Annotated in this window: 21 protein-coding genes and 1 pseudogene; 7 read left to right on the forward strand and 15 right to left on the reverse strand. The window is 38.0% G+C overall.

What is annotated here, in order from left to right:
• Window positions 1-87: 87 nt before the first annotated feature.
• Window positions 88-338 (forward strand): annotated as a pseudogene (locus tag AN394_RS18995) (DNA methyltransferase); the annotation flags it as partial.
• A 109-nt stretch (window positions 339-447) separates the two neighbouring features.
• Here AN394_RS18995 and AN394_RS19000 read toward each other — a convergent pair.
• The 5 genes from AN394_RS19000 to AN394_RS19020 all read right to left on the reverse strand — a co-directional run bounded on the left by AN394_RS19000 (window position 448) and on the right by AN394_RS19020 (window position 4,796).
• Complete coding sequence (locus tag AN394_RS19000; protein WP_055022261.1) at window positions 448-984, reverse strand: hypothetical protein; 537 nt, start codon at window positions 982-984, stop codon at window positions 448-450.
• Window positions 981-1,874 carry a M48 family metallopeptidase gene (locus AN394_RS19005; RefSeq protein ID WP_235576283.1) on the reverse strand — a complete coding sequence of 298 codons (894 nt, stop codon included), beginning with the start codon at window positions 1,872-1,874 and terminating at the stop codon, window positions 981-983. Before AN394_RS19005 ends, AN394_RS19000 begins: the two co-directional genes overlap by 4 nt.
• Window positions 1,875-1,952: 78 nt before the next feature.
• A complete protein-coding gene (locus tag AN394_RS19010; RefSeq protein ID WP_055022263.1) occupies window positions 1,953-3,344 on the reverse strand; it encodes a transglycosylase SLT domain-containing protein in 1,392 nt (463 codons plus the stop codon).
• Window positions 3,345-3,357: 13 nt separating this feature from the next.
• On the reverse strand, window positions 3,358-4,143 hold the full coding sequence (locus AN394_RS19015; protein ID WP_055022264.1) for an ETEC_3214 domain-containing protein: 786 nt from the start codon (window positions 4,141-4,143) through the stop codon (window positions 3,358-3,360).
• A 71-nt stretch (window positions 4,144-4,214) separates the two neighbouring features.
• Complete coding sequence (locus tag AN394_RS19020) at window positions 4,215-4,796, reverse strand: LPP20 family lipoprotein (RefSeq protein ID WP_055022265.1); 582 nt, start codon at window positions 4,794-4,796, stop codon at window positions 4,215-4,217.
• A gap of 723 nt (window positions 4,797-5,519) precedes the next feature.
• Here AN394_RS19020 and AN394_RS19025 point away from each other — a divergent pair.
• Window positions 5,520-5,822, forward strand: a complete 303-nt coding sequence (locus AN394_RS19025) for a hypothetical protein (RefSeq protein WP_055022266.1) — start codon at window positions 5,520-5,522, stop codon at window positions 5,820-5,822.
• Window positions 5,823-6,021: 199 nt separating this feature from the next.
• Here the strand turns inward: AN394_RS19025 and AN394_RS19030 are convergent, their stop codons facing one another.
• Complete coding sequence (locus AN394_RS19030) at window positions 6,022-7,086, reverse strand: YeiH family protein (protein ID WP_055022267.1); 1,065 nt, start codon at window positions 7,084-7,086, stop codon at window positions 6,022-6,024.
• Between the two features lie 106 nt (window positions 7,087-7,192).
• Between AN394_RS19030 and AN394_RS19035 the strand changes: the two genes are divergently transcribed.
• Complete coding sequence (locus AN394_RS19035; protein ID WP_055022268.1) at window positions 7,193-8,074, forward strand: LysR substrate-binding domain-containing protein; 882 nt, start codon at window positions 7,193-7,195, stop codon at window positions 8,072-8,074.
• 207 nt (window positions 8,075-8,281) lie between these two features.
• Here the strand turns inward: AN394_RS19035 and AN394_RS19040 are convergent, their stop codons facing one another.
• Both AN394_RS19040 and AN394_RS19050 read right to left on the reverse strand, forming a co-directional pair.
• The gene (locus tag AN394_RS19040) at window positions 8,282-8,545 is read right to left on the reverse strand and encodes a hypothetical protein (protein ID WP_055022269.1); all 264 of its coding nucleotides are present in this window, start codon (window positions 8,543-8,545) and stop codon (window positions 8,282-8,284) included.
• A 421-nt stretch (window positions 8,546-8,966) separates the two neighbouring features.
• Window positions 8,967-9,203, reverse strand: a complete 237-nt coding sequence (locus AN394_RS19050) for a hypothetical protein (protein WP_055022271.1) — start codon at window positions 9,201-9,203, stop codon at window positions 8,967-8,969.
• A 462-nt stretch (window positions 9,204-9,665) separates the two neighbouring features.
• Between AN394_RS19050 and AN394_RS19055 the strand changes: the two genes are divergently transcribed.
• From AN394_RS19055 to AN394_RS22540, 3 genes are all read left to right on the forward strand, one after another.
• Window positions 9,666-10,121, forward strand: a complete 456-nt coding sequence (locus AN394_RS19055) for a hypothetical protein (RefSeq protein WP_152968951.1) — start codon at window positions 9,666-9,668, stop codon at window positions 10,119-10,121.
• Window positions 10,122-10,296: 175 nt separating this feature from the next.
• The gene (locus AN394_RS22190) at window positions 10,297-10,731 is read left to right on the forward strand and encodes a DDE-type integrase/transposase/recombinase (RefSeq protein WP_055022273.1); all 435 of its coding nucleotides are present in this window, start codon (window positions 10,297-10,299) and stop codon (window positions 10,729-10,731) included.
• An 18-nt stretch (window positions 10,732-10,749) separates the two neighbouring features.
• Window positions 10,750-10,980, forward strand: coding sequence for an IS3 family transposase (locus tag AN394_RS22540; RefSeq protein WP_200910026.1), 231 nt, complete (start codon window positions 10,750-10,752; stop codon window positions 10,978-10,980).
• A gap of 91 nt (window positions 10,981-11,071) precedes the next feature.
• On the opposite strand, the gene AN394_RS19065 is transcribed toward AN394_RS22540, so the two are convergent.
• The 7 genes from AN394_RS19065 to hsdR form a co-directional block, all read right to left on the reverse strand.
• Window positions 11,072-11,347 carry a helix-turn-helix domain-containing protein gene (locus tag AN394_RS19065; protein ID WP_055022274.1) on the reverse strand — a complete coding sequence of 92 codons (276 nt, stop codon included), beginning with the start codon at window positions 11,345-11,347 and terminating at the stop codon, window positions 11,072-11,074.
• Window positions 11,348-12,004: 657 nt separating this feature from the next.
• Entirely contained in the window at window positions 12,005-13,099 is a 1,095-nt protein-coding gene (locus AN394_RS19070) for a hypothetical protein (RefSeq protein ID WP_055022275.1), read from the reverse strand.
• On the reverse strand, window positions 13,099-14,862 hold the full coding sequence (locus tag AN394_RS19075) for an AAA family ATPase (RefSeq protein ID WP_055022276.1): 1,764 nt from the start codon (window positions 14,860-14,862) through the stop codon (window positions 13,099-13,101). Before AN394_RS19075 ends, AN394_RS19070 begins: the two co-directional genes overlap by 1 nt.
• On the reverse strand, window positions 14,862-16,403 hold the full coding sequence (locus tag AN394_RS19080) for a restriction endonuclease subunit S (RefSeq protein ID WP_055022277.1): 1,542 nt from the start codon (window positions 16,401-16,403) through the stop codon (window positions 14,862-14,864). The genes AN394_RS19075 and AN394_RS19080 overlap by 1 nt, the downstream gene beginning before the upstream one ends.
• Window positions 16,404-16,406: 3 nt before the next feature.
• Window positions 16,407-18,056 carry an N-6 DNA methylase gene (locus tag AN394_RS19085; RefSeq protein WP_055022278.1) on the reverse strand — a complete coding sequence of 550 codons (1,650 nt, stop codon included), beginning with the start codon at window positions 18,054-18,056 and terminating at the stop codon, window positions 16,407-16,409.
• Between the two features lie 27 nt (window positions 18,057-18,083).
• Window positions 18,084-19,163, reverse strand: a complete 1,080-nt coding sequence (locus tag AN394_RS19090) for a Fic family protein (protein WP_055022279.1) — start codon at window positions 19,161-19,163, stop codon at window positions 18,084-18,086.
• Between the two features lie 114 nt (window positions 19,164-19,277).
• Window positions 19,278-22,802 carry a type I restriction-modification system endonuclease gene (gene hsdR / locus AN394_RS19095; RefSeq protein WP_055022280.1) on the reverse strand — a complete coding sequence of 1,175 codons (3,525 nt, stop codon included), beginning with the start codon at window positions 22,800-22,802 and terminating at the stop codon, window positions 19,278-19,280.
• Between the two features lie 259 nt (window positions 22,803-23,061).
• Here hsdR and AN394_RS22200 point away from each other — a divergent pair, with 259 nt between their 5' ends.
• Window positions 23,062-23,211, forward strand: a complete 150-nt coding sequence (locus tag AN394_RS22200; RefSeq protein WP_167330986.1) for a hypothetical protein — start codon at window positions 23,062-23,064, stop codon at window positions 23,209-23,211.
• The last annotated feature ends 612 nt before the right edge of the window (window positions 23,212-23,823 follow it).

Below are 23,823 nucleotides of genomic sequence, written 5' to 3' on the forward strand. Positions count from 1 at the left end.
CTCATAAATCACCTCGTTAGTTGAAACGTGGTGATAAATTAGGCCATCTGCAAAAACATGCCTAGGTGTGGTTGCTGTTACGGTTACAAACAAGGTGACATAGCAGTAAAAATTGATACTGCTTTACATACAGTTGAGAAAATAATGCCTTCCTTAAAGGTGCATTGCCTGATAACTACTTTTCCCGGTTAGGGCTCGATGTAAGTAAGCTTGCAGCATTAGTCGATACCATCAATAACATAGAGACCATCGCTAACGAATGTCATATGACAGAAGAAGATTTAGATGGTCGTGTGTATGAATACTTTTTAGGTAAGTTCGCAGCAAATAAAGGAAAGGTGGTGGTGAGTTAAATATAAGCCCTGTGGAAGCAGGGCTCTGTAATTTTAGATTATATGTGACATCTTTTAGGTATATGTATATAGGCTCAACCGCAATTAACTCAAATTACTCCTGCTTAATATCAATGCTTTCAATGAGCTGCACTGTGACGTCGGCGTTACACTTCACTAATAAACTACTTCCTTGTGTAGCTAGGGTTTGACATTGTAAATCTTTAATTCTTGCAATCCCAGCAGTTTGAGAAACTGCTTTTTCAGTGAAATCTTGTCTAGAGTAAAGTGTGTTGCTGTTTGAATCTACACTGATAGCAACAGTGTCGATTTCTGATGATGAGGAGATTACAACGCCGTTGACCTCTTCTGTTGCTAGTTGAACGATTTCTTTCTTAGCCCGTTCTCGCAAGCTTTTTAAGGATTCACTATCGTTACCTATAACTGTAGTTGATCTATTAATGGTTTTTGTAATAGGGTTGCCATTACGGTCTTTTTTGTAATGGATTGTAAAGCTTCCTCGCGACCGTTCATTTAGTTGATATTCAATAACTTCACTATCAGCTTTTGGAATAACTAAATCGTATGGACTTTTCTCGCTACTAGCGCAGCCTGTTAAAGAAGCGATCATCAATAACTGTATAGTTCTCATTTTAAGCCTCTTTGTTTTTTATGGGCATCGTTCAATACTTTGTAATCTTCCACTTCTTTTATTGAATCAAGAATATCAAAATTTCTAGGATCAATAAGGTTCGCTTTTGTCATCAGATTGTAGGCTTCTGTGTAATTACCTTGCATCAATTTTACCAATCCTTGATTGTGCAGAGCAATCGCCTGATCTTCAACTGAGTTACTATTTTGAGCAACTTGATCAAAGATACTAAACGCTTGTTTTAGCCTGTCTTTTTTGACATATTCAATACCTAAATCAATATTTTCGTCCTCACCACTTAGGTAGTTGAGTTTTACTATTGAACGGTACGGCGAAATTTGCTTAACCACATAATCAGCTGCCTTTTCTATCAAAATGTCAGCAATCTCTGAGTCAGTACGTAGCTTTTCCTTTGCTTTGCTTCTGTTTTCGTTTGAACTCTTTTCTTTACTATAAGTAAATGTTTTAGAATTGCTGTTTAGTGTTTGTTGGCCATAAGCAACATAGTAAGTTAACGTTAACGTTTGTTTTACAGATGCATGATAGCTGTACCAAGTTTCTTTCTTACCTTCATGCTTTTCACTCCACGAATTACGCTCTACACGTGATGGTGATATTTCGCCAATAAGTATATAGGGTGAGTTTGCATGAACATTTACATATCCATGACTCATCAATTTAGACTTTACTTTAGCAGAAAGAGCGTTTCCTTTAATATTATACTTGTCACCTTTAAAACCAACGATATCAATATGCTCAAGAGCGAGACCTGACTTACTTGGCATGTTCATAGTCGAGTCAACTTCTATTTTTGAAGCACATCCACTAAGTGCTGCTAATACGCCAAAAAAGAATATTGAACTTGAGAGTGTTTTTTTTATGTTTAGCATCATTTTTCCATTTTTATGTTGAGTTTTTAATTAACATTATATTTGCTAACAAGACTGTAAACTTCTTTGTATAAAATATTAAATTTGGTCCATAGATTTATAAATAGCTTGACGTTCTATAACTTTTTGTAAGTATTTCCTTGTCTCTTCATAAGGTAAGTCTGAAATTAGTTTGTTATATACCTGCTCAGGAGTCATAGAGTTTATTATGGTTGAAGCTTTGGTGATATTTCTTGAGTTATCATAATTAAAAGTTTTAGCTACGTTCCCGGCTCCAGTATTGTATGCCGCTATCATGCAATAAAGCCTACTTTGTTTGTTAATAATTTTAGCTAAGTATCGTGAGTTTAAGAGGTGCATATACGCTACCCCAGTCTCAATATTATTTTCTGCATTGAATAAATACTGCTTGCTCATAATATTATTTTTCTTATGTAAAAAACGATTCACATCAAGCCCTGCACTTAAAGGAACTATTTGCATTAAGCCATAAGCAGGGATAGGGGATTGCGCTTTAGTATTAAAGTGGCTTTCGGTATGAATTACAGAAAAAAGAATACTATTTGGTAATTGCCAACGTTGGCTATGCTGGTTGACTACCCCCTTAAATGGCGCTGCTTTTTTCATAAAGCTTTTATGGGTAAGTGGCACGGTATAAGTTGTTACTCTTTTACTCTTTAGTAACTCTCTTTGTTTTACTGTACTGGCCTTTTTCTGAGTCTCTTGTAGTGCTTTAATGCGTTGCTCTTTTTCTTTTTCGATTCGCATAAATTCAGCTTTAACACTTTTATCTAAGCGAGGATTATCGCTAAGCACAAGTTCTGACGATGCGTTGTATAATGACATATCATGAATTTTTTCAACTTGGTGACGTGAAGCAATAGCTTGAGCTTTTATTTTATCGATTTCCTTATTGAAAAGGTTATCTGGTTTCGCAACAACCTCAATAGGCTTTTGGGTAGGGGTTGTGTTTGCAATTTTTTTTGTTAACTCTTCAAATGTTCTATTTTCAATATCATTACTTAATGCCTGATTAGCTGACAATGTACTTTTTAATGCATCATTAACTTTACTCGTTGTAACGTTCTCTTTTACATCATGTAAAATACTGATACTCATTACATCATTCTCAAAATCTATACTAGTTTTTACCTGATTGTCAGGGCTGTAGTATGTTGACAGGCTTGCCCGTTGTGAATCTGTTTCTCCCCAAGTATTGATAAGCTTATCACGTATGTCATCAAGCTTTTTAAAGTGCTTCTGCCTAAAATCTTGATATTCTGATAAGTAGCGCTCTTTCCATTCATTAAACTCTTTAAGCTCTTCAGCACTGCCTTCCTTTTCTAAAGAGGCCATTTCTCTCCCTAACTCGTCAAATGGATCACTTGAGTTTTGCGCAAAAGCACAAGTTACATTTAGCATTAAGACGCTGAAGATTGATAAATATGTTTTAAGCTTGAATGAATACATAAAAACCCCTTGTTCAGCTTTTTGTAAATGTTTGGTATTCGAAACGAGTAAGTAGTGACTCAGCTACAATTTTATGATTCAGTTCACTAACTGCATAATAATTAGGCTTTATTTTTCCTCTTAATGAATTAATCTCTTTTTCTAGGTCCTTGTTGGTATCTGAATAGATAAGTAGAGAATCAATCTCATTAAGAGCTATTTTTACTGAAGCTAAGTAATTATCTGGACTGTTGATTGAACTAGGTATTGCTGCATATTCAATGAAACCTTTGGATAAAGAAAGAAACATTTTATCCTTGCCAAGGTTTTGAGACTCTAGGTAGTAAATTAAGTTACCAGTATCGAAGCTGTATTCAAATTCACCTGATGCCTCATCCAATATAGTTGATTTACCAAGCGGGGCAGAGAAAGGAACCTCAGGAGAAAAATCTGTAATGCGTGATAGTACCGAATAACCATTTACGCGCTTGTCAGAAGTAATTATCGTAAAAATAAACTTGTCTTTTATGTAATAGTAGAACTCAACATCAGGGTTTGTTTGTGATCTTTTTATTGCATTAGGTTCTCCAAAAAAAGACTTTGTATAGGCTAATCCATTCCCAATATTGACTTTGTCTATTTGCTTATATTGAATCTTGTGTGTGAAGTTTTTAATAGAGGCTGTGTATGCACTTAGAAGAACATCTTTTGTGTCCCCCCATTGCCCTATAGAAATCAAGATCGCAGCTATCATTAAAATTGAGCTTTGTATTTTTTTCCACATTGATCTTTGGTTTTCTTGATTATTATTTTCTGTCATGTCAAAACTAATTTTATCTATACAAACGAAGCTTCACTTTTTAAAGTGAAGCTCTCCAACCAATCATGTAATTAATTAGTAAGTTTTTTTATTTCTTCATCTAAGTTTTTTTCAGCTTTATCTGCTTTAAACTCTTGATACAAAAACTTTTCATCTGCAGGATTTACCAATCTTTTGCTTTGTTTGAGTATGTCATCAAATAAAGATTTTGTTTGATTAGGCTCTAAGGCAGTCATAACACAAAAATGATCTTTACCAGATATGTTTATGATATCTGATTTAATTAACCTTGATCCTTGTAGCTTTTGTTTTGTTAACTGTTTTGAAACTGAGCTAAAAGTAGTGCCCACAGTTGTGTCATCATTTGAATCAATACGTTCGCTATATGTTTTTTCAAGGCCTTCAACTCGTGTTTCAATCTGTTGTGCTAGCGCCAATCTACTATTAGCTGTTGCTAATTTTTTATCAACAGATAAGTTGCCAGAAAACTTAACGCAGTCAGTAGCAGCGATACCGTCAGTAACATGAGGGTTTAATACCCAGTTAGGAAGGTTTGAAACATTTGTATTAGAACTTTTATCAGCAACTGTGTTACAGCCACCAATTACAGCAATAATGGCAAAAGATGTTAATAATTGGAGTGAAATTTTCATTTATCTACGAACCTTGTAATTTTTAAGATTAAGGGGTAAACAACACTCAATTCTACTTTTTATAGAGTTTTAGAGTGTAAAAAGGAGGGACATTAAGAACTTCATTATCTTTTCGCCTCCGTGCTCAAATAGATTTCTATACAGATTAAAACAAAATGTTAAGAATTAATACATAGTTAGTATGTAAATTACTTGAAAAATAGTGTTTTTTTTAAAGTTCCCTACAAGATTTTCGACCTTAGCCAAAAAGTTCTTTGTTGTGGTCAGACGCTTTATGTGAATAAATAGATGATAAGGGTGCTCCAAATAAAGCTGTAATTGAGATTGCTGAATTATTATAGACTCTAAATCATTGTAACTTCTTGTAAATTAAGTTGTTTTTAAGTTCCCAAACTTTAATTATGGCTAACATTTAATAGTTCATTTTTAACAAAAAGATTCCCAATCTATAAATTAAAATTTGACGACGGAAAATAGGTCTTTTGAGGCTGCATTTTCCCAAACTTAAATGAGTCTGATCAACTAAGTATAATTACAAAGCGCTGTGTAAATAAACAGTGGTTTTAGATGTGAATATTCCACATTACAACTAAGATGTTTCTTTTCGGCTCGCGGCCTATGTGATTTCATCAATTATTAGTTAAATTTAAACCTTTTTCCCAGAATCGGGCGCGATTTAACGCATATGATAGCTTTGGCAAAAATATATGAGCTGGAGTAACTATGGATTTATGTTCAATTTCTTCGGAAGACGGTGATAAAGCTGTTTTCTTCAATGGGGTTTTGATTGCATACTATAATGCAGCAACTGATGAGCCAAACGTGTTATCTATTGTTGAAAGTGTTGCTGATAATTTGAGTAGCGCTTCTGGTGCAAATATTAAAAAGGCGAAAATAGACAAAGCTCCTGACTTTGTTCATTGGGAGCAGAGCAAACAAGTAGAGAGTATACTTTGGCCTAATAAAACAGCTAAACCTCCTATTTCTGATTTTTTCTCTCCAATCGAGCTGAATTCTCAACCATAAACATTCATAACAGTTTATCGCTTGACCTCTAAATTTTTTGCCTTCGCAGGTGCGGTCAAGCGCTCCTCTTAAAAATCATGAAGTAAATTATTATTACTGTATTTGAGAGAGATTTCACGTCTACTCGCTAACGATTAGGAAGCAAGATCAGACTGATCATATTTTGCACTTTTAACTATTCGCCTGTAGTTGAACCCAACTATAAAAGTTCTTTTACTCCAGTGTTAATTCCGAAACCGCCTAACGTTAAAAATAAAAATAAACAACTTCCCAAAAGTAGGGGTCTTATTCCAGCTTGACGAATTGCCCCAATGTGAGTTCGTAGTCCCAATGCCACCATGGCGATAGTGAGTAATATATTATCAAACCACACAATATTGTTTGTTGTACTCTGGGATAGGTTAATTAGTGAATTACATCCACTAACTAAAATGAAGTAAACCGCAAACCAAGGAATTGATAGGCCTGAAGATTTTTCTAAGTTATAGTTTTTCTTTGTATCCTTTCGTTTTTGCCAATATGATAAACCAAACAAAAATGGGGCAAGCATCATTACCCTTAACATTTTTTCAATTACTGCCGTGTCGGCTGCATTTGCACTAATAGCGGTACCCGCAGCAACTACCTGAGCTACTTCATGAATGGTTGAACCAACAAAAATACCGTATTCGTATTCACTCAACCCTATATATTCAAACATTAAGGGGTAAGTAAACATACTTAGGGTTCCAAATACAACGACTGTTGCAACCGCAATAGATACTTTATGTGCTTGTGCTTTAATAACTGGTTCTGTTGCCATTATTGCTGCAGCACCACAAATAGAGCTCCCAGCACCAATAAGAATAGTTGTTTGCTCATCAAGTTTAAATAAACGTTTACCTAACTGAATCGCTAGGATAAATGTACCTAGTAATATGGCTAAATCAATAACTAGCCCTAACCAACCAATTTCTGTTATTTGTGAGAATGTAATTCTAAAGCCAAATAAAATGATGCCAGCTTTAAGTAAGAAGCTTTTTGCGTAGTCTACTCCAATATCAGTATGAGTTGCGATACGGGAAAACAAACTGTTTCCTACTATGATGCCGAGGATAATTCCAATAGTAAGTGAACTAACTTGTGCATTTTGCAAAACGGAAAGTTTACTTAGGGCTATTGATATACTTGCTAATGTAATTACCAACATTAGGCCCAACCACCATCGACTATCTGTGAGTTTTTTTGTTTGGGGTTTAAATAGACACCACGTATAGAACAACATAAACGTCCTTCAATAAATTGCTATATTTACTTGACTGCATTTTAGAAAGACCCAAAATATAACTCCAATACATTAATTTTATGATTTAATAACTTTAGGTTATCTTATGAACTTGCACGCATTGAGAGTCTTTTATACTGTAGCGAAATTGCAAAGTTTCTCGGGTGCGGCAGAAACTCTTTTCATCAGTCAGCCAGCGGTATCTAAAGCGTTAAAAGAGCTAGAGCATCAATTAAGTCTTAAACTTATCGAACGTGCCACCAAGGGGAGAAAACTCGCATTAACTGAGGGCGGAGTTGCTTTATATGAACATGCTCGTAATATTTTTGCTATTGAAAAGACGGCAATAGACGATATAAAGTCACGTACCGGACTAAAGCGTGGCACAATTGTCATTGGTACTAGCACTACAATTGCAAGTTATTGGTTACCACCTTACTTAGCCAGGTTCTGTAGTGCTTACCCAAATATAAAAGTTGAAGTGAAGGTCGAAAATACGGAAAAGATTGAACATGCGTTGCTTGAGTGCTCAATTGACTTGGCTCTTGTTGAAGGGACACCAGCAGAAAAAAAGATAGTACCTACACACTGGCAAGATGATTTGATGAGTGTCGTTATCCCACCTCATTTTAAGCCTAGCCATAATTTAAATGAATGGCTTAGCCAACAGTTTTGGTTACTCCGTGAGCCAGGTTCTGGAACACGTGAAATGTCAGTTAAAATGTTAGAAAAGCAAGGTATAAAAGTTAGCAATAGTATGCAACTAGGGAGTAATGAAGCTATAGCTCGCTCAGTCGCACAAGGAATGGGAATAGCCATATTGCCAAATGTGGTCACAGAAGATTTAGTGCAACTAAAAAAGTTAAAGCGCTTGAGTCAAGTCAAAGGTGGAATGCTATCTAGGCCTCTATATCAGTTACAATGCCGAGGTAGATCTTCTTCACATTCTGCCGAGGCTTTAAAAAGAATTTTATTTTCAGAAGTTTAGCTTCAAGTGCATCCGCAAGTTTAGTTTCTTCATCTAAAATTAAAGTAGCTAAAATCAGGAAACTTTAAATGGTGTTTACTATAAAAGTAATAACAGTATCAGCTTGTACAGCAAAAGAGGTATTTATTCAAAGGCATTGATAATTTCTAAAGGGGAGTGTGCTTCCCATAAAAAACTAAGATATTTAACTTTCATTAGTATAAAGCTTTATGTTTTGGCGGGTTTACCTTCAATTATCCATTCCTCGCGGTTTTGAACCCATACACCTCTGACGATACAATCCCCAAAATCATCAATAAATTTAATACTTGCATATTCCTTATCATCATTAAAATCCAAGTATCTAACTGGTAAGTTAGCGGCAAAGTAAAAGCCTTTTTCCGCATTATTCCAGATAGACCTACCTGAACATTTGAATCTTCCGTCGTCATCTCTACCCTCAAAAGAAAAAATTACCTCTTTATATTGCACTAGTACGAGTCAATTAACATCTAATTGCCATTCTCCATTTTCTACTTCTAAATGACCAGAGAATTGAAAATCCTTAAATGATATATTAGTTATAGGTATATTTTGCTCTAGAAATCTTTCAGTGAATCTTTGTTGATATTCATCTTTGGGGCAAAGTACAAATTACATTTATCTAATGAGATTGAAGTGAAATTAAAAGTTGGCTCAATCTTTTTAGGGCCTTTTCTTTTTTGAAGTTCAAAAATGACAGTTAATGGGGATGTTCTACCTCGTGATAATGAGTTTATTATTACTTCAAAAAAATCATTATCTTTCTGCCCATATTCCAAGATGATAACTTTTAAATTAGTTAACTCCATTAGCCAATATTGAAGAGAACTTAAGTCTTCAATGAAAAGCTGACAATTCGTAAAGTTTAACCTCAGGAATTCAATTTCAGTAAAGGATATAGTTCTTCTATTTCTAAAGAGTCACAAGAATCCAGTTCAATATTAAGGCCTTTAATTAAGTAACCGATATGGCTCATTTCGGTTAATTCTGAAGGGGTAAAGGGTTTCTTTATGTTTGCAAAATTAAAATGGCATGAAGGGGGTTGTTTGAGAAGTTCTTCAATTTCAATAATTCCATTTGGCAGAATGTTTATATCATGTATGTCCATTAATGAGCCTTCTTCATGTTGAGGTGGAAAATTGCTGATTGTTACGCTTTCAGCAAACGGGCTTGTTGAATCAACACGTAATAAAGTATTAGTTTATAATAACAAGAGTTTATTTGCTATTTTTAGTAAACTTAGATCAAAGTAGTAACTCCCAAAGTACACCTTTTCTTTTAGTTTCCATGGCATTAGCCTTAAAAATAAAAGAGCTTAATAATTAAATAAAGAGTTGATATCTCCAGAACGTATGCTTTTATGGTTAAGTAAAGACAATAGCAGAAGGCAAGGTAAAACCAGGTATGCAAGCGAGGGTAAGGCCTTTACCAATTCAAAAAATGTTTTATTATTACTTTTAAAAAACTAAGATGATTACATATTCAAATTTGTTATTTACAAAAGTAATCATAGATGAAACTATCGGATCTTTTACTATGTACCTCTCTACTTTATATAAGGATATTTAGTGTGTTGAATAAAAAATCTTTAGTATTAATCGCAAGTGTTCTAGCTATTGGTGGCTGTGCTTCTCCTGGGCCAATGCAAACGGTGACTGGTCCAATTAATACTTCTGCTTTTGAACCCGTAATTTTAGATACTGTAAAAGATGGCTCAAATAGGGTTCATTTTAAAGAGTGGACAACTATGTATGAGAATAAAGAGCTACAGCAATGGGGAGTATTTTTTATTACAGATAAGGGCATTTATATGGCTGAATGGGATATGAGAGGTTATGAGTATAATCTAAGATATAAGCTACCAATAAATGAGCTAGATACTGTTTCGGATGATATGGTAGTACGTGATATGTGGGTAGATTCAAACTTGTTAATTCTTAAAGATAGAAGTGGTCATAGCGTTGGCTTTGCTTTAAACGGAAAAAATGCAGCGCGATCTATTCTTAAAGAGATCGGCTTAAAATAAATTTTTAACAGGGGTTGCTCTGTTGCTCCTGCTAAATAGCCTCTTTGATCACATTTAGAATTAAATTCTAAAATAAGTTTTACAGATGTAGGAGATGTATGGACTCCTCTCCCAAATAGGGTGAGTACTGTATAAAGAGATTGGACAACTACTTTTACCTATAAGGAATCCATACATGTCAAAATTTAACCTAATTAGTATCGACTTGGCAAAAAATGTTTTTCAAGTCGGTAAGCTTTTTCATCAAAACCTACAAAGTAATAAAGCGGTGAGCAGAAAAGAGTTACTGTCGATACTCACCACCTCTCCTCGTTGTAAAGTTGTTATGGAATCGTTTAGTCAGTTTAATCCTCCTGCGCCGAATCAAACTTGGGCAAGTGATATTACTTATGTGAGAACCTATGATGGCTTCTTGTATGTAGCAACTGTCATGGATTTATTCTCTAGGCGCATAGTAGGCTGGTCGATGGATAAAAACATGGACAAGAACTTAGTTATTAAAGTATTGCTCATGGCAGTTTATCAGCGCCAATCCAAAACTGACGTATTGGTACATATTGATCAAGGCAGCCAATATGGTAGTGCAGATTACTTAGCCTTTACGAAATAACATAACCTTGTACCTTCCATCAGTCGAGCTGGGAATTGTCACGATAATGCAGTTGCTGAAAGCTTTTTTGCAACGATTAAAAGGCAGATAATTAAAAGGAAGATTTACTCAACACGCAATGATGCGAAAGCAGAGATATTTAATTTTATAGAAATGTTTTACAATCTGATAAAACGTCACTCGCATACAGGCGGTGTTTCACCTGCTAAATTTGAGGAAGCGTATTTTTCTGAGTTAGAAACTGTCTAGTGAAAGCTGGGAAGTCCAGCGTATACATAATCCTGGTTTCCTCCTAAAACTGCTAAATAGCTAGTTTCACCAGACTGGTCTGCTGCATAAGCTAAATAGACTGGAACCTAACACGAATTTGTTGATGCTGAAAATTGATAGGTTCTGAGAGGGTTGTAAGTCGCGCACCGAGAGTATAGTGAGTTTCACTACGCTCAGCATAGCCTAAGTTTACTAAAGTATTCAAAAGGCCATGAGCGGTGGTTTTATTTAGCTCACAGTATTCCACAAGTTGGTTTAATCTAGCACTGCCGCCGAGCTGAGCGATTGCTTCTAACAGTGAGAATGCTCGCTCTACAGATTGAATTCGCTTTAATGGATTTGTCATTTATTGCAAGTTATTTATATACAATCGTTACACTTTACTTAAAAGCCTTTACTAATGAAAGAATCTTGATTTTGTTAGTGCTTAACATCCATCACTGTTTAATTACGAACTAAGTTTAAACTTACATGTTAGAGTGACTAAGGATGATACAGTGTTCTTGTTTATTAAGGACACTTTGGTGGCTGGCTCTTTCAACAAGACTATTAAACTCACTCATTAGTGAATCATAATTACTTTTAGAATTAACATTATATATATCAGCAGAGTAAGCTATCGCGTTGTTTTTTAATTGCTCTCGTGGTTAATTAATACCTGATGTAAATTCAAGGAATTTGATATCAAGAATAGAGCATAGAACAAAAAAACGCCTCCAAAATAGCTGGTTTTATTTTTAATTTTTATTGAAATTATAGTATCGAACGGGCAAACGTTTCCTTAATAAAAAACAAGTAAGCAGCAGGCATTTCTAGAGCATCAGCTTGTGCTCTCATTATTTTAAAACCTGGAACATGTATCCGTTTTCATTATTTGCTATTCTGAATTTGAATGTCGTTTTACATTTAAATTATCAGCAATAACAGTGTTTTATACTTTTTATTCATTTTTAATGGTAACCATAACGTTACCCACTTTGAGCTTTCTGAGGTGTATTTTTAATTATGGTGGGTTTAATATGTAATCACCGCCATCAGTCGCTTGTTGTTGTATGAATTCCCACTTAGCGGCAAAGGGGGCTAAGTCAATCAGGTTCAGCTCTGAAAATAACTTATGATACCAGTATGCCCACTCCTTCCTTTTTAGCGTATTGGGAGATAAGGGCCGAGTTTTTCCGGCTATCTTCCTTCTCACGTCTGCTAGGCTATTTGGATTAAGCTCATCTTCTATTATAGTTTCTAAAGAGCGAAACTGTCCTTCAACTCGATTACGGATTTCATAGACTTCATCCCACGTATTTAGTTTATCTAAGATAGTGCCGTTTGGAGCGTTCCATTTAACTTTTATAATAGGCTCAGGATCATGGAGTTGCTCGAATCCAATATTAATATAGTCCTTTGCCTCTTCATTGAATGGGTAAAATGCTAAACGGGCTTTCTTATTTTCGTCTCTAAATAGGTCCTTTGCCTTTTTTGCATCTTGGTTACATACGTCACATAGTGGAATCAAATTATCTGGATGAACAGCAAATATAGGGTACTTTGATTTGCATAGTTGATGGTCGTAGTCTGCTCGCCACTGGTCTTTATCTGGAATGTTGGCTCTGAAAGGGGCGAGCTTCTCCATTCCACAAGCTTTACATATATTTCCATTTACAGTGTGAGCTCTATATGCGTTAAAGTGAGCCTTTATGTCTACACCACCAGCGGCGGTGATGATAGGGGCTAAATCTTTGGTTGAGCAATATAAATGTGTACACAATAGCTTTAAAGCTTCTCTGCAATGCTCATTCATGAAATTGAGCAAATCTCTTTGTGGAGTGCCAAAGAACACCTGGAGGTTTTGATTGCTCTGCATTGTATTAAGTAACTGTTGCTTTGTTCTTAAGTCAGCAGCGTTTATTGAGTCCCATAAGCCCTTAAATTTATCCCTCGAGGGCTTATTATCCCAACAAGCTTGTCCAACAGCCCCCTGATTAAATAGAGCTCGGCTAAATGTATTTGTGGTAACAGCTTGTTCCAGGAAGTATAGAAGCTCTTCATTAAGCAATCTAAATACTTCAAAGCTTGGTGTATTGGGGGCTAAACGAAACAGCATTATTGACTCAACTTCCTTATCAAGTAGGCTTTTTCAGCAGACAAGCCTAGGTTGTCTTCAATCCACTCTTTTGCGTGGGCATCACCTTTTTTTAACTGCTCTCTAATTTCATCTATGACGCTTTGCGATATTAATGAGCGAAGCTCGAAAAAATCTTTAATTAACACATCAAATGAGGAGCCATAGGTCTCTTTTTGAACTGGCTGAAAATTTATCTCTTCTTTGCTTTTACGGCTAAACAAGAACACATTGTTGCGTTTAAGTGAGGACACCATGAATGGGGAGTGAGTTGATACGAATACCTGTGAATTTGTTTCTTTACCTTCGCCCACTAATGCGTTTGTTAAATAAGTATGAAACATTGTTCGCCAAGCTGGGTTTAAATGTGTTTCTGGCTCATCAAGAAGGAATAACGTATTTTCATTGGTGTATAGCTTTATAATGGCCAATACTTGCAATAGTTGAGACTCGCCATCAGATAATTCTTCATAGGCAACTTCATTGAGATCATCACCAGTCAACATCAAACGTTTAGACATAAGGGGAAGTCTTACTTTGAGGGGTTTCTTAACCGTACCAATGAAGCCATTTTTCTCTAGGTGTTTTCGGCCATGTGAATTAACGTTTTTCATGCCAAGTTGCTGTGCTTTGTATAAGCGCTCAAATAATCTGAATGGGTCATAGGTACCAAACGTTGATAGTTTACTTTCAACAGCTAAACGTTTTAGGTCAAGACTAATAATGCCTTTTAAAGAGTCTAACTCGTAATAATCATACTCTTCAGTGGTCGTATTTACGCCGGTGTATTCGATGGCTCCGCCTGTTGATTCAGCTATTCTGATAAATGACCGTACATCATCAACGATTTCATCGGTAACGTGAGACAGAGTAAAGTCAAACTCTAGCTGTAGCCATGTAGGTGACGTGTAAGTAAGGCTCGTTAAATTTTCTTTTTCAGATTTGCTCTTCGTAAATAGGGAATTAAACCGGAAATCACTTAAGGCAACGGCAAATTGAGCACTGTCGTAGTCAAGGTAAATAAAATTAGATAGATGGGTCGTCGTTTCGGGTAGCTCTTGCTCATCTTCTAGATACTCTGCGGTATTGTAGGTAAACAAGTAAGGATGGTTTCGTTTATATTTTTTCAGTAATTCTTTTTTATTGTTTAGATAAGTGTTAAATGAAAGCTCTGTATTATTAAGGCTTTGCTCGTAATCAATATCCAACTTTCGTTTTTCTTTGTGATATCGGGCTCGAGCCCTTAATGCTTTGAATAATTGGTTCGCATTTTTTAAAAACGGCCTTTGTAGATTTTCATTTAAGCCAGAGGAGTAACCTACAACATAGGGCAGTGTTAATTGTTCTATATCTATTTTGTCCGTTAGCCCCTGCTGCTCGACCTCAATTTTGGGTTTACTGTTAGCATTGACTGTGACGGTAAATATAGGGTCTGTAAAGCCCCTCTCAACTCGAAACTTTTGACCAAATATAGTTGTTTTGTCGAATGGTGATTGATTAACATAACCTTTCATGCTGTAAATTAGGGTGAAATCAAAAGCAAGATGGCTCTTATTTTTGAAATCATCTCGTTGTAGCCTTTCTAAGTATGCAAAGCATTCAGCGATCAGCTCTAGTAACTGAGATTTCCCTGAACCGTTTAACCCAATAAAAGCAATTACATTATCTGTGGTGCTTTCAAAGTTAAAGAGGCGATTTCTTAGGCCTTTATATTGTCCATCTAATCTCAGTGACAGTAAGCGCATTACACTTTTTTCCTTGTGTGTGTTTTCTTATTAGGCTTTAACTTTTCTCGCTCGGCTTTGATCTTTGCTAGCAAGGCTTCGGCGGAGTTGTCACCGCTGATGAGGTCGGGGTTTTGTTCGCGCCATTTGGCGGTGAGCTCACCACGGAAGGCTTTTGCTAAGATCGATTGAGTGAGTTTATTTACTCGCTCTTGGGCGGCATTGACTTCTGCTTCGACTTTTTCGGCGTAAGCAGAAAGCTTTTCGACACGACGGACGATTTCGGCTTGTTCTTTAAATGGAGCAAGAGGATAAGTTAACCCTTCAACGTCGGCAACCCTAAGATGTCTAACACCAGTTCCAATTGCGGATTCTTGCATGCGCTGTTGAAAATTGAGAGATAGAATATTCAATAATATATAGTTTGGATTAACAAACTCTTTCATAGGACGTAACAACATCATACGTTGCCCCATACAAAGAGTAGTGCCTTTAGGTACTATCCCTGCCTCACCCATTGGTGCTTCACGAGTAAAAATAATATCCCCGCTTTTTGGTGGACAACGGCGAGACCAATAATCATAAGTATCCTGGCTAATATATTTAGCACCGTCTAAACTTATTTTTCCATTTCTTATATCTGGTGTCCTTATTAGTGGTATGCCTTTATCAATATAAGGCGCAGTTTTGTTATGGCAGTCCACAACCCTTTCCATTGAAGACATAAAGCTTGTCCACTCCCATGAAGCGGGAAGTTCAACTTCCGGAAACTCAGGAGCATGCTTCTTTACTTTCGCCTGTAATCGCTTTGTTTCTTTATTGCCGTTTTGAATCTCTTCTTGGAAAGTTTTTTCTCTAAAAACTGATAACTCTTTTAAGATTTCACTGGCACTTTTAAGCTCTTTGTTGGTTCGCCACTCTTCGGTTAATTTACCGCTGACGGCGGCGGCGAGGACAGATTGGCGGAAGCGTTTTAGGGTGTCGGGGATGGCGTCGAGACGTGCTTTAATGCAATCGACTTTCGCTAATAACTTATTCAGCTTTTCAGCAATGACCTTTTGCTCGGCGAGCGGAGGAAGCCCAACAGGATATTTTTCTAGGTGAGCTTTATTGACACCTGACTGACCCGCAGTTCTATCTGAGGCTGCATTTACATAGTTATAGATATCGCGATTATTCAAATAGTGAAATAGATACTCATTATCGAGCACTCCCATTTTCGGCACGGCTTTCATCAAAGCAACGTTATAAGCACCTTCTAGTCCTCTCAATATTTGAAATATTGGTGGACCATACCTGCCAATCATTACGTCTGTAGTCGATACAAAGCGTTTTGCTTTATCTTTGGGGATATAAACAATGTTATGATCTGATTTGTAGTCACGAATTTGTATAAGTCTTATCTTATCGGGACCAGGCTGATCACTAAAAAACGTTTTTGGTGGTTGATTACCTCCAACTATGTCGATAACTTCATTTAGTTGCACAAAGTGCCAAGTTGATGGAATGCTCAGTTCATGAGTATATGAGCCATCCACAGTTATAGTTCTATGATCAGTCATTCACTAAACCTCATTACTTAGCTCAGCCAATAACTCATCCAACTCCACCAGTGCACTGGTCAATCCGTCTTTCGCTTCCTTAGCCAAAACTTCTGGTACTGGAAGGTCGGCAGCATCAACACTGTCTTTGTCTTTTAGCCAACTGATATCGAGTGAGTCGCCTTTGGTGTCACTAATCCACTGGCGAGTAAAACAGCGCCAGCGGCTATGTGCGAGTTTATTGTCAACGCCTTTATTTTCTGCGGTAGCTTCTTTATCTACGGCGATTTCTTCTGCACCAAAGCTGTATTCGCCTTGGGTTCGGGCTGCAAGTATAGTGGCTATATCTGGTTGTCGCGATAAATCACGATCTACAGGAACTACAGGATCAAATGCTTTTTCAAATGCACCTAAGTGAGGGTCTTTACCAAAATCTTCTGCTGCAAAGCCAATGTCGGAGTTACCAAAAGGTGTACGTTTACCAAAACTTGGCATGTTGGTGCGTAAGTCATACACCCAGACGTTGTCGGTGCAGTTTTCTTCTTGGTGTTTGTCGGTGGCAGAACCTTTGGTAAAAAATAGCACGTTGGTCTTTACGCCTTGAGCATAAAAAATACCTGTAGGTAAGCGTAAAATCGTGTGTAAGTTACATTTGTTCATTAAATCGCGGCGCACCTCTGTGCCAACACCCGCTTCAAACAATACGTTATCAGGCAGTACTACGGCAGCACGGCCGCCAGGTTTGAGGTTGCGGTAAATATGCTGTAAAAATGCCAGTTGTTTGTTGCCCGTTTTGTGAGTTAAATCGTCACGAGTATTGCTGGCTTCACCGCCTTTACTAGTACCAAATGGCGGGTTGGCTAAAATGATGTCTGCGCTTTCTAGTGCTTTACCTGCATCACCAAGTGCATTGCCTAAATGCACCACGCCTTCCTCATCGCCTTCCATACCGTGCAACAAACAATTCATTAACGATAAGCGGCGGGTGTTGGGTACCAGCTCAACACCGACAAATGCTTTGTTTTTTTGAAAGTCAGCGTCTTTAGGGCTTAAATCAAAATAGTCGTCGGTTTGCTCACGCATGTATTGATCGGCGGCGACTAAAAAGCCTGCGGTACCCGCTGCTGGGTCTTGGATCACTTCGCCTGTTTGTGGTTTGATGCAGCGCACCATGGAGTTTATGAGCGCACGCGGCGTGAAGTACTGTCCCGCGCCCGATTTAGTCTCGCTGGCGTTTTTCTCTAATAAGCCTTCATATAAATCACCCAGGCCGTCTTTTTGCGCGCTAAACCAATCAATTTGATCAAGTGTTTTAATCATTTGCTCTAAATGGCGCGGCTCACGCAGACGGGTTTGTGCATCGGCATAAATAGCGCTGATCAATGGGTCTTCATGGACGATGTTGCCATCGGCATCTTTACCCGTAGACAGACTCAGCAAAATACGTTTGTAGTCGTTAAGTAAGTTGATACCTGATTTTTCGTTAATATCTTGCCAACGGCAACCCTCTGGCAGCGGGTGTTTTTTTAACACGCCTGCTTCGGTGTTTTCGTGCACCATTTTAATAAAAAGGAGCAGTACCAGTTCTGTTACATAGTCGCTGTAGTTAATGCCGTCGTCACGTAGTACGTCACACAGGTTCCAAAGCTTTTGTACAATGTCGTTATTAGTCATGATGTTCTCAAAATTAGTAATTGGGTGTTAGCCGTGGGCAACCAGTAGGGCGCACAAAGGCTCGTTAATGTAGTAATTAGCACGGCCTACTTTTTGTTTAGTTAAAAAGCCGTGTTCCACCAGCTGTTCCAAATACTTGGTGGCGGTAATGCGAGTGACGCCGAGCTCCTCAACAATAAAGTCTATTTTGGTGTAGGGGTGGTTAAATAGGTTGTTGAGTAAATCTTGGCTGTAAATTTTAGGAAGCTGCTCTCTAATGCCATGTTTAACTTCTGCCATAAGGTGTTTCATGGCGGTGATAAGTGAAATAGTGTTTTGCGCAGTATCAATGACACCATCAAGCATAAACTCTAACCACGGCTCCCAGTTGCCGGTATCGCGCACTGCTTGTAGGTTAGCGTAGTAATCGGCTTTGTTCTGAATCACAAATCGGCTTAGGTAAAGTACTGGCAAGTTTAGTAAATCTTTGGTGACCAAATATAAAATATTTAAAATACGCCCTGTACGGCCGTTGCCATCGTAAAACGGATGAATACTTTCAAATTGGTGATGAATAATAGCCATTTTTACCAGAGGGTCGGCATCGCATAGTTCATCATTGTTGATAAACTGCACAAGGTTATCCATTAGCTTTGTAATTTCATCAGCGTGCTGTGGTGGCGTGTAAACCACTTCACCAGTGCGTGCGTTTTTTAGATCAGTGCCGGGGAGCTTTCGTAAACCTGCATCGTTATGTTCTAGGTTTTTTTGTATTGCGAGTATGTCATCAAGGCGAATTAGTTTGCTTTTACGTGCTGTCTCGAACCCTTGTTTTAAAGCAACGGCATAATCTTGTACTTCTTTAGTGGCGGGGTTGGTGACCGCTTCTTCAAACAGGTTCGCCTTATAGAGCTCATCGTGTGTTGTTACGATGTTTTCCACCTCAGAGCTGTCTTTCGCTTCTTGTAGGGCAAGTGTGTTTATTAATATAGCTTCATTAGGTATGCTGGCTGCAACGCCTTTTAACTCAGCTAAATGGCGATGGGCAGTGGCGGTTTTTTTTAAAACAGCGCGGGTTTCCCACTGCTCAATATTCGCAAGCGGTAACGGTTCTATAGTGGTCGACATAGATAGCTTTTATCCTTTTTATACATGTCAGTGTTGTTATGTATAAATTTTTCATAAAATTATACATAACCTATATAACATGTATAGCAATTCCATTTATTTATATACGTTGCTTTATGCGCTCTTAATGGGCCAAATAGCTTCACTTATGTCACCAAGTACAGTATCTAATTGATTATTAAGCACCTTGTCAAATTGCTTCGCGCCACCGTGCTGACCAAAGCGGTTATTAACAAACTCTCTGTCGACGATAACTTCATGCACAAGTTGTTTGGCAAGGCGCTCTAACCATTTGCGCTGATTAGGTGTCCATGAATGTGCTTGGTATATACGTAACATTGCTTGAGCAACACGTTGTTCAAATGGGATAAGAGGTTCACCTAAGGCTGCACGCCGAATGTGGCCAACAATGCTTGCTGCTATATCTTGATTGGTTTGATTACGTACAGCGCTTTGTAAATTTACCTCTGAGAAACCTGCACCATCAAGTAACAGTTTTACTTCGGTTAATTGCTCACGAGAAAGGTCGCGTGGTTTATTTACCACAGTCGCAAGGGCTATGTTTTGGTTTAACTGCTCTTTAACGAATTGATTAAAGCTCTCTAGGTAATCCTCTGGTTTTTTGTGTGTTCCCCAGCTTTGTGTTCTTTCACGTATTTCATCATGATGTTCAGAGATAACGGGCTGATGTTCACTGCCCAATAAAGTATTGACCTGTGCAAGCTGGTGGATTAAACCACTATGTTCGGCGATAAAGTTTGCAGCTTGTTTTGGCCCTAGCTGGTGTAAATGGGTATGGAGGTTTTTAGGCTCTACTCCCCATAAGCTTTCAAGCTCGTTTAGTTTTTGTTTTAGCTCAGGCTTTGCTTCTGCCTTTTTTTCTGCCTTACGTAAAACCCGCATGACTTTTTGGCTTAACTGACTGAGTACAACGTCGGCGTGGCTTTCTTGTGGTGAGTCGCCAGGTGTACTCAGAGCTTGCTCTAACAGCTCTTGATTAGTTATTTCATCCACCAACTGTTCTAGGGTTATATTAGGGTCTTTAACCAAAGGCTTCATGGTGTTTACTTCAGCCAAAGCTGAATAAATATCGACAGGGTCATAGATACGGAATACGGTTTTACCTATTTCATCGCAGCGGCGAGTAGCACGGCCGATCATCTGCTCGTATAAAATGCGTGACTTTACTCGGCGCATGAAAACAAGATTACAGACTTTAGGCACGTCAATACCTGTAGTGAGCAAGTCTACGGTTATGGCAATATTAGGGTAGCGTTCGTTCTTAAACTGTCTAATTCTCTGGTCGACTTTATCAGAGTCGCCTTTAATAACTTCTACAGCCGCTTGGTTATACTCACCGTTGTATAGATCTTTAAATGCATCATCAAGTAATCGCTTCATCATATCTGCATGAAGGCCGTTTTGTGAGGGGGCACAAAATATAATGGTTTTTTCATCACCAAAGGGATCGAGTTCTTGAACAAGTTGTTCGCAAATGACTTTGTTGAAGTTCTCGTTAATAACCTTGCGGTTGAATGCATTAATCTCGAAATCAAGCTCATCATCCAGGTCTGCTGATTCAATTTCACCCGTATGAGTATTAATTGATTGGACTTTATCACCTTTATCAAAGTGAATGCCATTTTGGCTTAGTAAGGTCTCATAACGGATAGGTGATTCATGATCGATAAGCCAATCTTCAGCAACAGCCTCACGGTAAGAATAGGTGTACACAGGTTTGCCAAAAATTTCACTGGTGTGCTTGGCTGGGGTTGCTGTGAGCGCTATTTTCACAGCATCGAAGTAATCGAGTACGCGTCGGTAACTAGATAAATATTGGCTAGCGTCCCGTGTAGCAAGTTCGCCTTCTGTCATTTCTTGATCAAGTGTGTAACCTCGGTGTGCTTCGTCGATAATGATACAGTCAAATTGATCGAGCGGAGGAGGGTTATCACTCATAAATATGCGTTTAACCATTGCTTGCACGGTAGCAACTTGTACGCGCGTTTCAGCCTCTGCACCCATATCACCAAGTTCTGCGACATTATAAATTTTTGAAAGAGTATGATTTTGCTCTAGTGGCGCTTCGTTAAAGGCATCGAGCGCTTGTTGGCCTAGTGCGGTTCTATCAACTAAAAATAAAATGCGTTTAAAGCGTTCTGCTTTTAAAAAACGGTACATTAAACCGATGATTGTGCGGGTTTTACCAGTACCCGTAGCCATTGCAAGTAATGCTCGACGTTCGTTATTTGCAAGTGCATGCTCAACGGCACTAATTGCATTTTTTTGGTATTCCCTAAGCTTTAAGTAGCCAAATGGCTCTTTATCTAATTTTTTTTGTGCTTCGCTTTTGCTGCGCTTGAGGGTATCGAGTAGACCTGTTGGCGTATGGAATTTACTTAAATCTCGTTTTGTATTTGAGCACTCCCGTACATCACGAAACCAAATACCTGATTGTTCAGCGAGTTGTTTTAAATGAGGGCGACCGTTACAAGAATACACAAACGGGACTTTATAATGGCCTTCGGCCTCATCTGGCCATGCTATGGTCAAACCTTGCAATTCCCAAGCGGGTAGTAGCGGGGGATTGACTGTTAGCCCTTTGCTGTATCGCTCAGCTTGACGAATTTTACCTGCAACATTGGTATTTTCTTTCTTTGCTTCAACCACGGCTATGGGTGTTAAACCTGCAAATAATACGTAATCAGCTCTGCCGCGTTCGCCATTGTGTTGTGTTGGCCACTCAGCAATTGCGATATTTTTACCTTTTTCAGGACGAATGCCGTTTTTATAAGTAAGCTCTTCACTATCAGCCTGCCAACCTGCTTCTGTTAATTGCTGATCTATTAAAATACGAGTTAACGCTTCGTCGAGTACGATATGTTTAGTTGCTGCTTGAGTGTTATTGTTTAGCTTTTCACGTTGGTTAGCTTTTGACTTTTCATCTTGTGAAGCTAGCTGTATTTGCAGTGCCTTTATTTTGGCTTCGTACTCTTTTTGTTGTTGCTGCAATGCTTGTTCATGAGAGGCCGCTTGTTGCGCTAAAAATTTAGACTCTTCGTCCATTTCATACGCTAACTGCTCATATTCATGCTTTTCTTTGGCGATTAACTCATTCAGCTGGTGGCTTGAATTTAAATCAAGATTTGCTTTTTGTAGGTCAGTCTTTAAGTTAGCAATTTCACTTTGAAGTTTACGTAACTGTTCACTCGGATCTGAAGGCGCAATAAATGGCCCAGGCTTAAACTTTGGGCCAGCTTTACCAAATGACTGGTGAAACCAAATTGCTAATTTACGGGCAACTACTAAGCCGTTAATTGCTTCTTTATGCTTTGTTTTAAATTGGTGGGTTGCTTTATTACCTTCAACCCTAAGAGTGCGGAATAACTCTCGTACAACATTTTCTAATTGTAATTCACGATTAATTTTGTATAAAAGGTCAGCTTGTGTTGTTTGTTCATCAAACTCAATACCAGCCAATGCAGCAATATGTTGTGCTAATGCTTCGCCTAGCTGACGTAGTTTTATTAATGTGGTATTTGGATCACTGGCGAAAGAGCGCTCAGCGGATAAAGCAAGCTCAGTGAATAATGGATCATGTTCAGCTAAAAACCCAAAATTTCCATTAGACGCAGACATTCATAAACTCCATTTAAATGATAAACAACAAGCCAAGTATATGAGATATAAAGGTTCACAAGCCCTGTTGCCTGAATATTGAATACATTATCACTAATAGACGGATTTTCAACTTTCTTATGATTAGTGTGTTTTACAAAAATACATAGAGAAAATTAAATTTACACTCTTTCCCCCCCACCACAGCGCCAATTTTGTTTGGCATTATTCTCTCTGTTGTTAGGAGCACCTAACAATAAACCTATTTTGGAGAAATATAATGACGAAGAAAGAAACTCCAATGACTACCGATGCTTTGGCCCGTATTCAAAGAAATGAAGCTAAGCAAAATGGTGGCGGCGTTGATTCTAATGGTTTTGCTGCTCGCGCAGCTAGAGCCGCAAACAAAAACCAACAAGGGAAAAAATAAAATGGCCCAACATGATGATGACAACCGTTCACAGCAGCTAAACCCTGAGCATGACGCTTATTGGCAAAGCCGAGGTGAAGATGAGCGCCCTGAAGACTGGGAAGAGCGCTTAGACGATTAATTGCAAAAGCTAAGGCCGTCTAATTTTGAAGTTAGATGGCCGAATTCTCGCGTTCTGAATAGTACTTAAAGTAAGCAGGGTATTGCCCAATAATCTCATTGAAAATAGGAATAAGTTTTTCGCTTTCAGTTTGTTCAAAACATACTTGTATTTTTGTGTCTATCCCTCGACTAATCCTGAAGTACACAAGTAATGCTGAAGAATCTAAATCACATAATTTCTCGCAAATTGCACTTACAAACCTTTCTAACTTTAGAAAAGAAGGTAAGTTCTTCCCGTTGCGCCAATCTTTTAGTTGTTTGTATTGTCTATCTTTCAGGGGCTCGTAACTTTCAGGGGCATTTAATTGAGAGTTTTCAATAGGTATATAGCTTGCCAGCTGCCTCCAGCTAATTGGTTTAATTGTAACCGTAACAGCAACCACACCTAGGCATGTTTTTGCAGATGGCCTAATTTATCACCACGTTTCAACTAACGAGGTGATTTATGAG

Origin of the sequence: Pseudoalteromonas sp. P1-26, assembly GCF_001401795.1 — a bacterium.
In the GTDB taxonomy this organism is placed as follows: domain Bacteria; phylum Pseudomonadota; class Gammaproteobacteria; order Enterobacterales; family Alteromonadaceae; genus Pseudoalteromonas.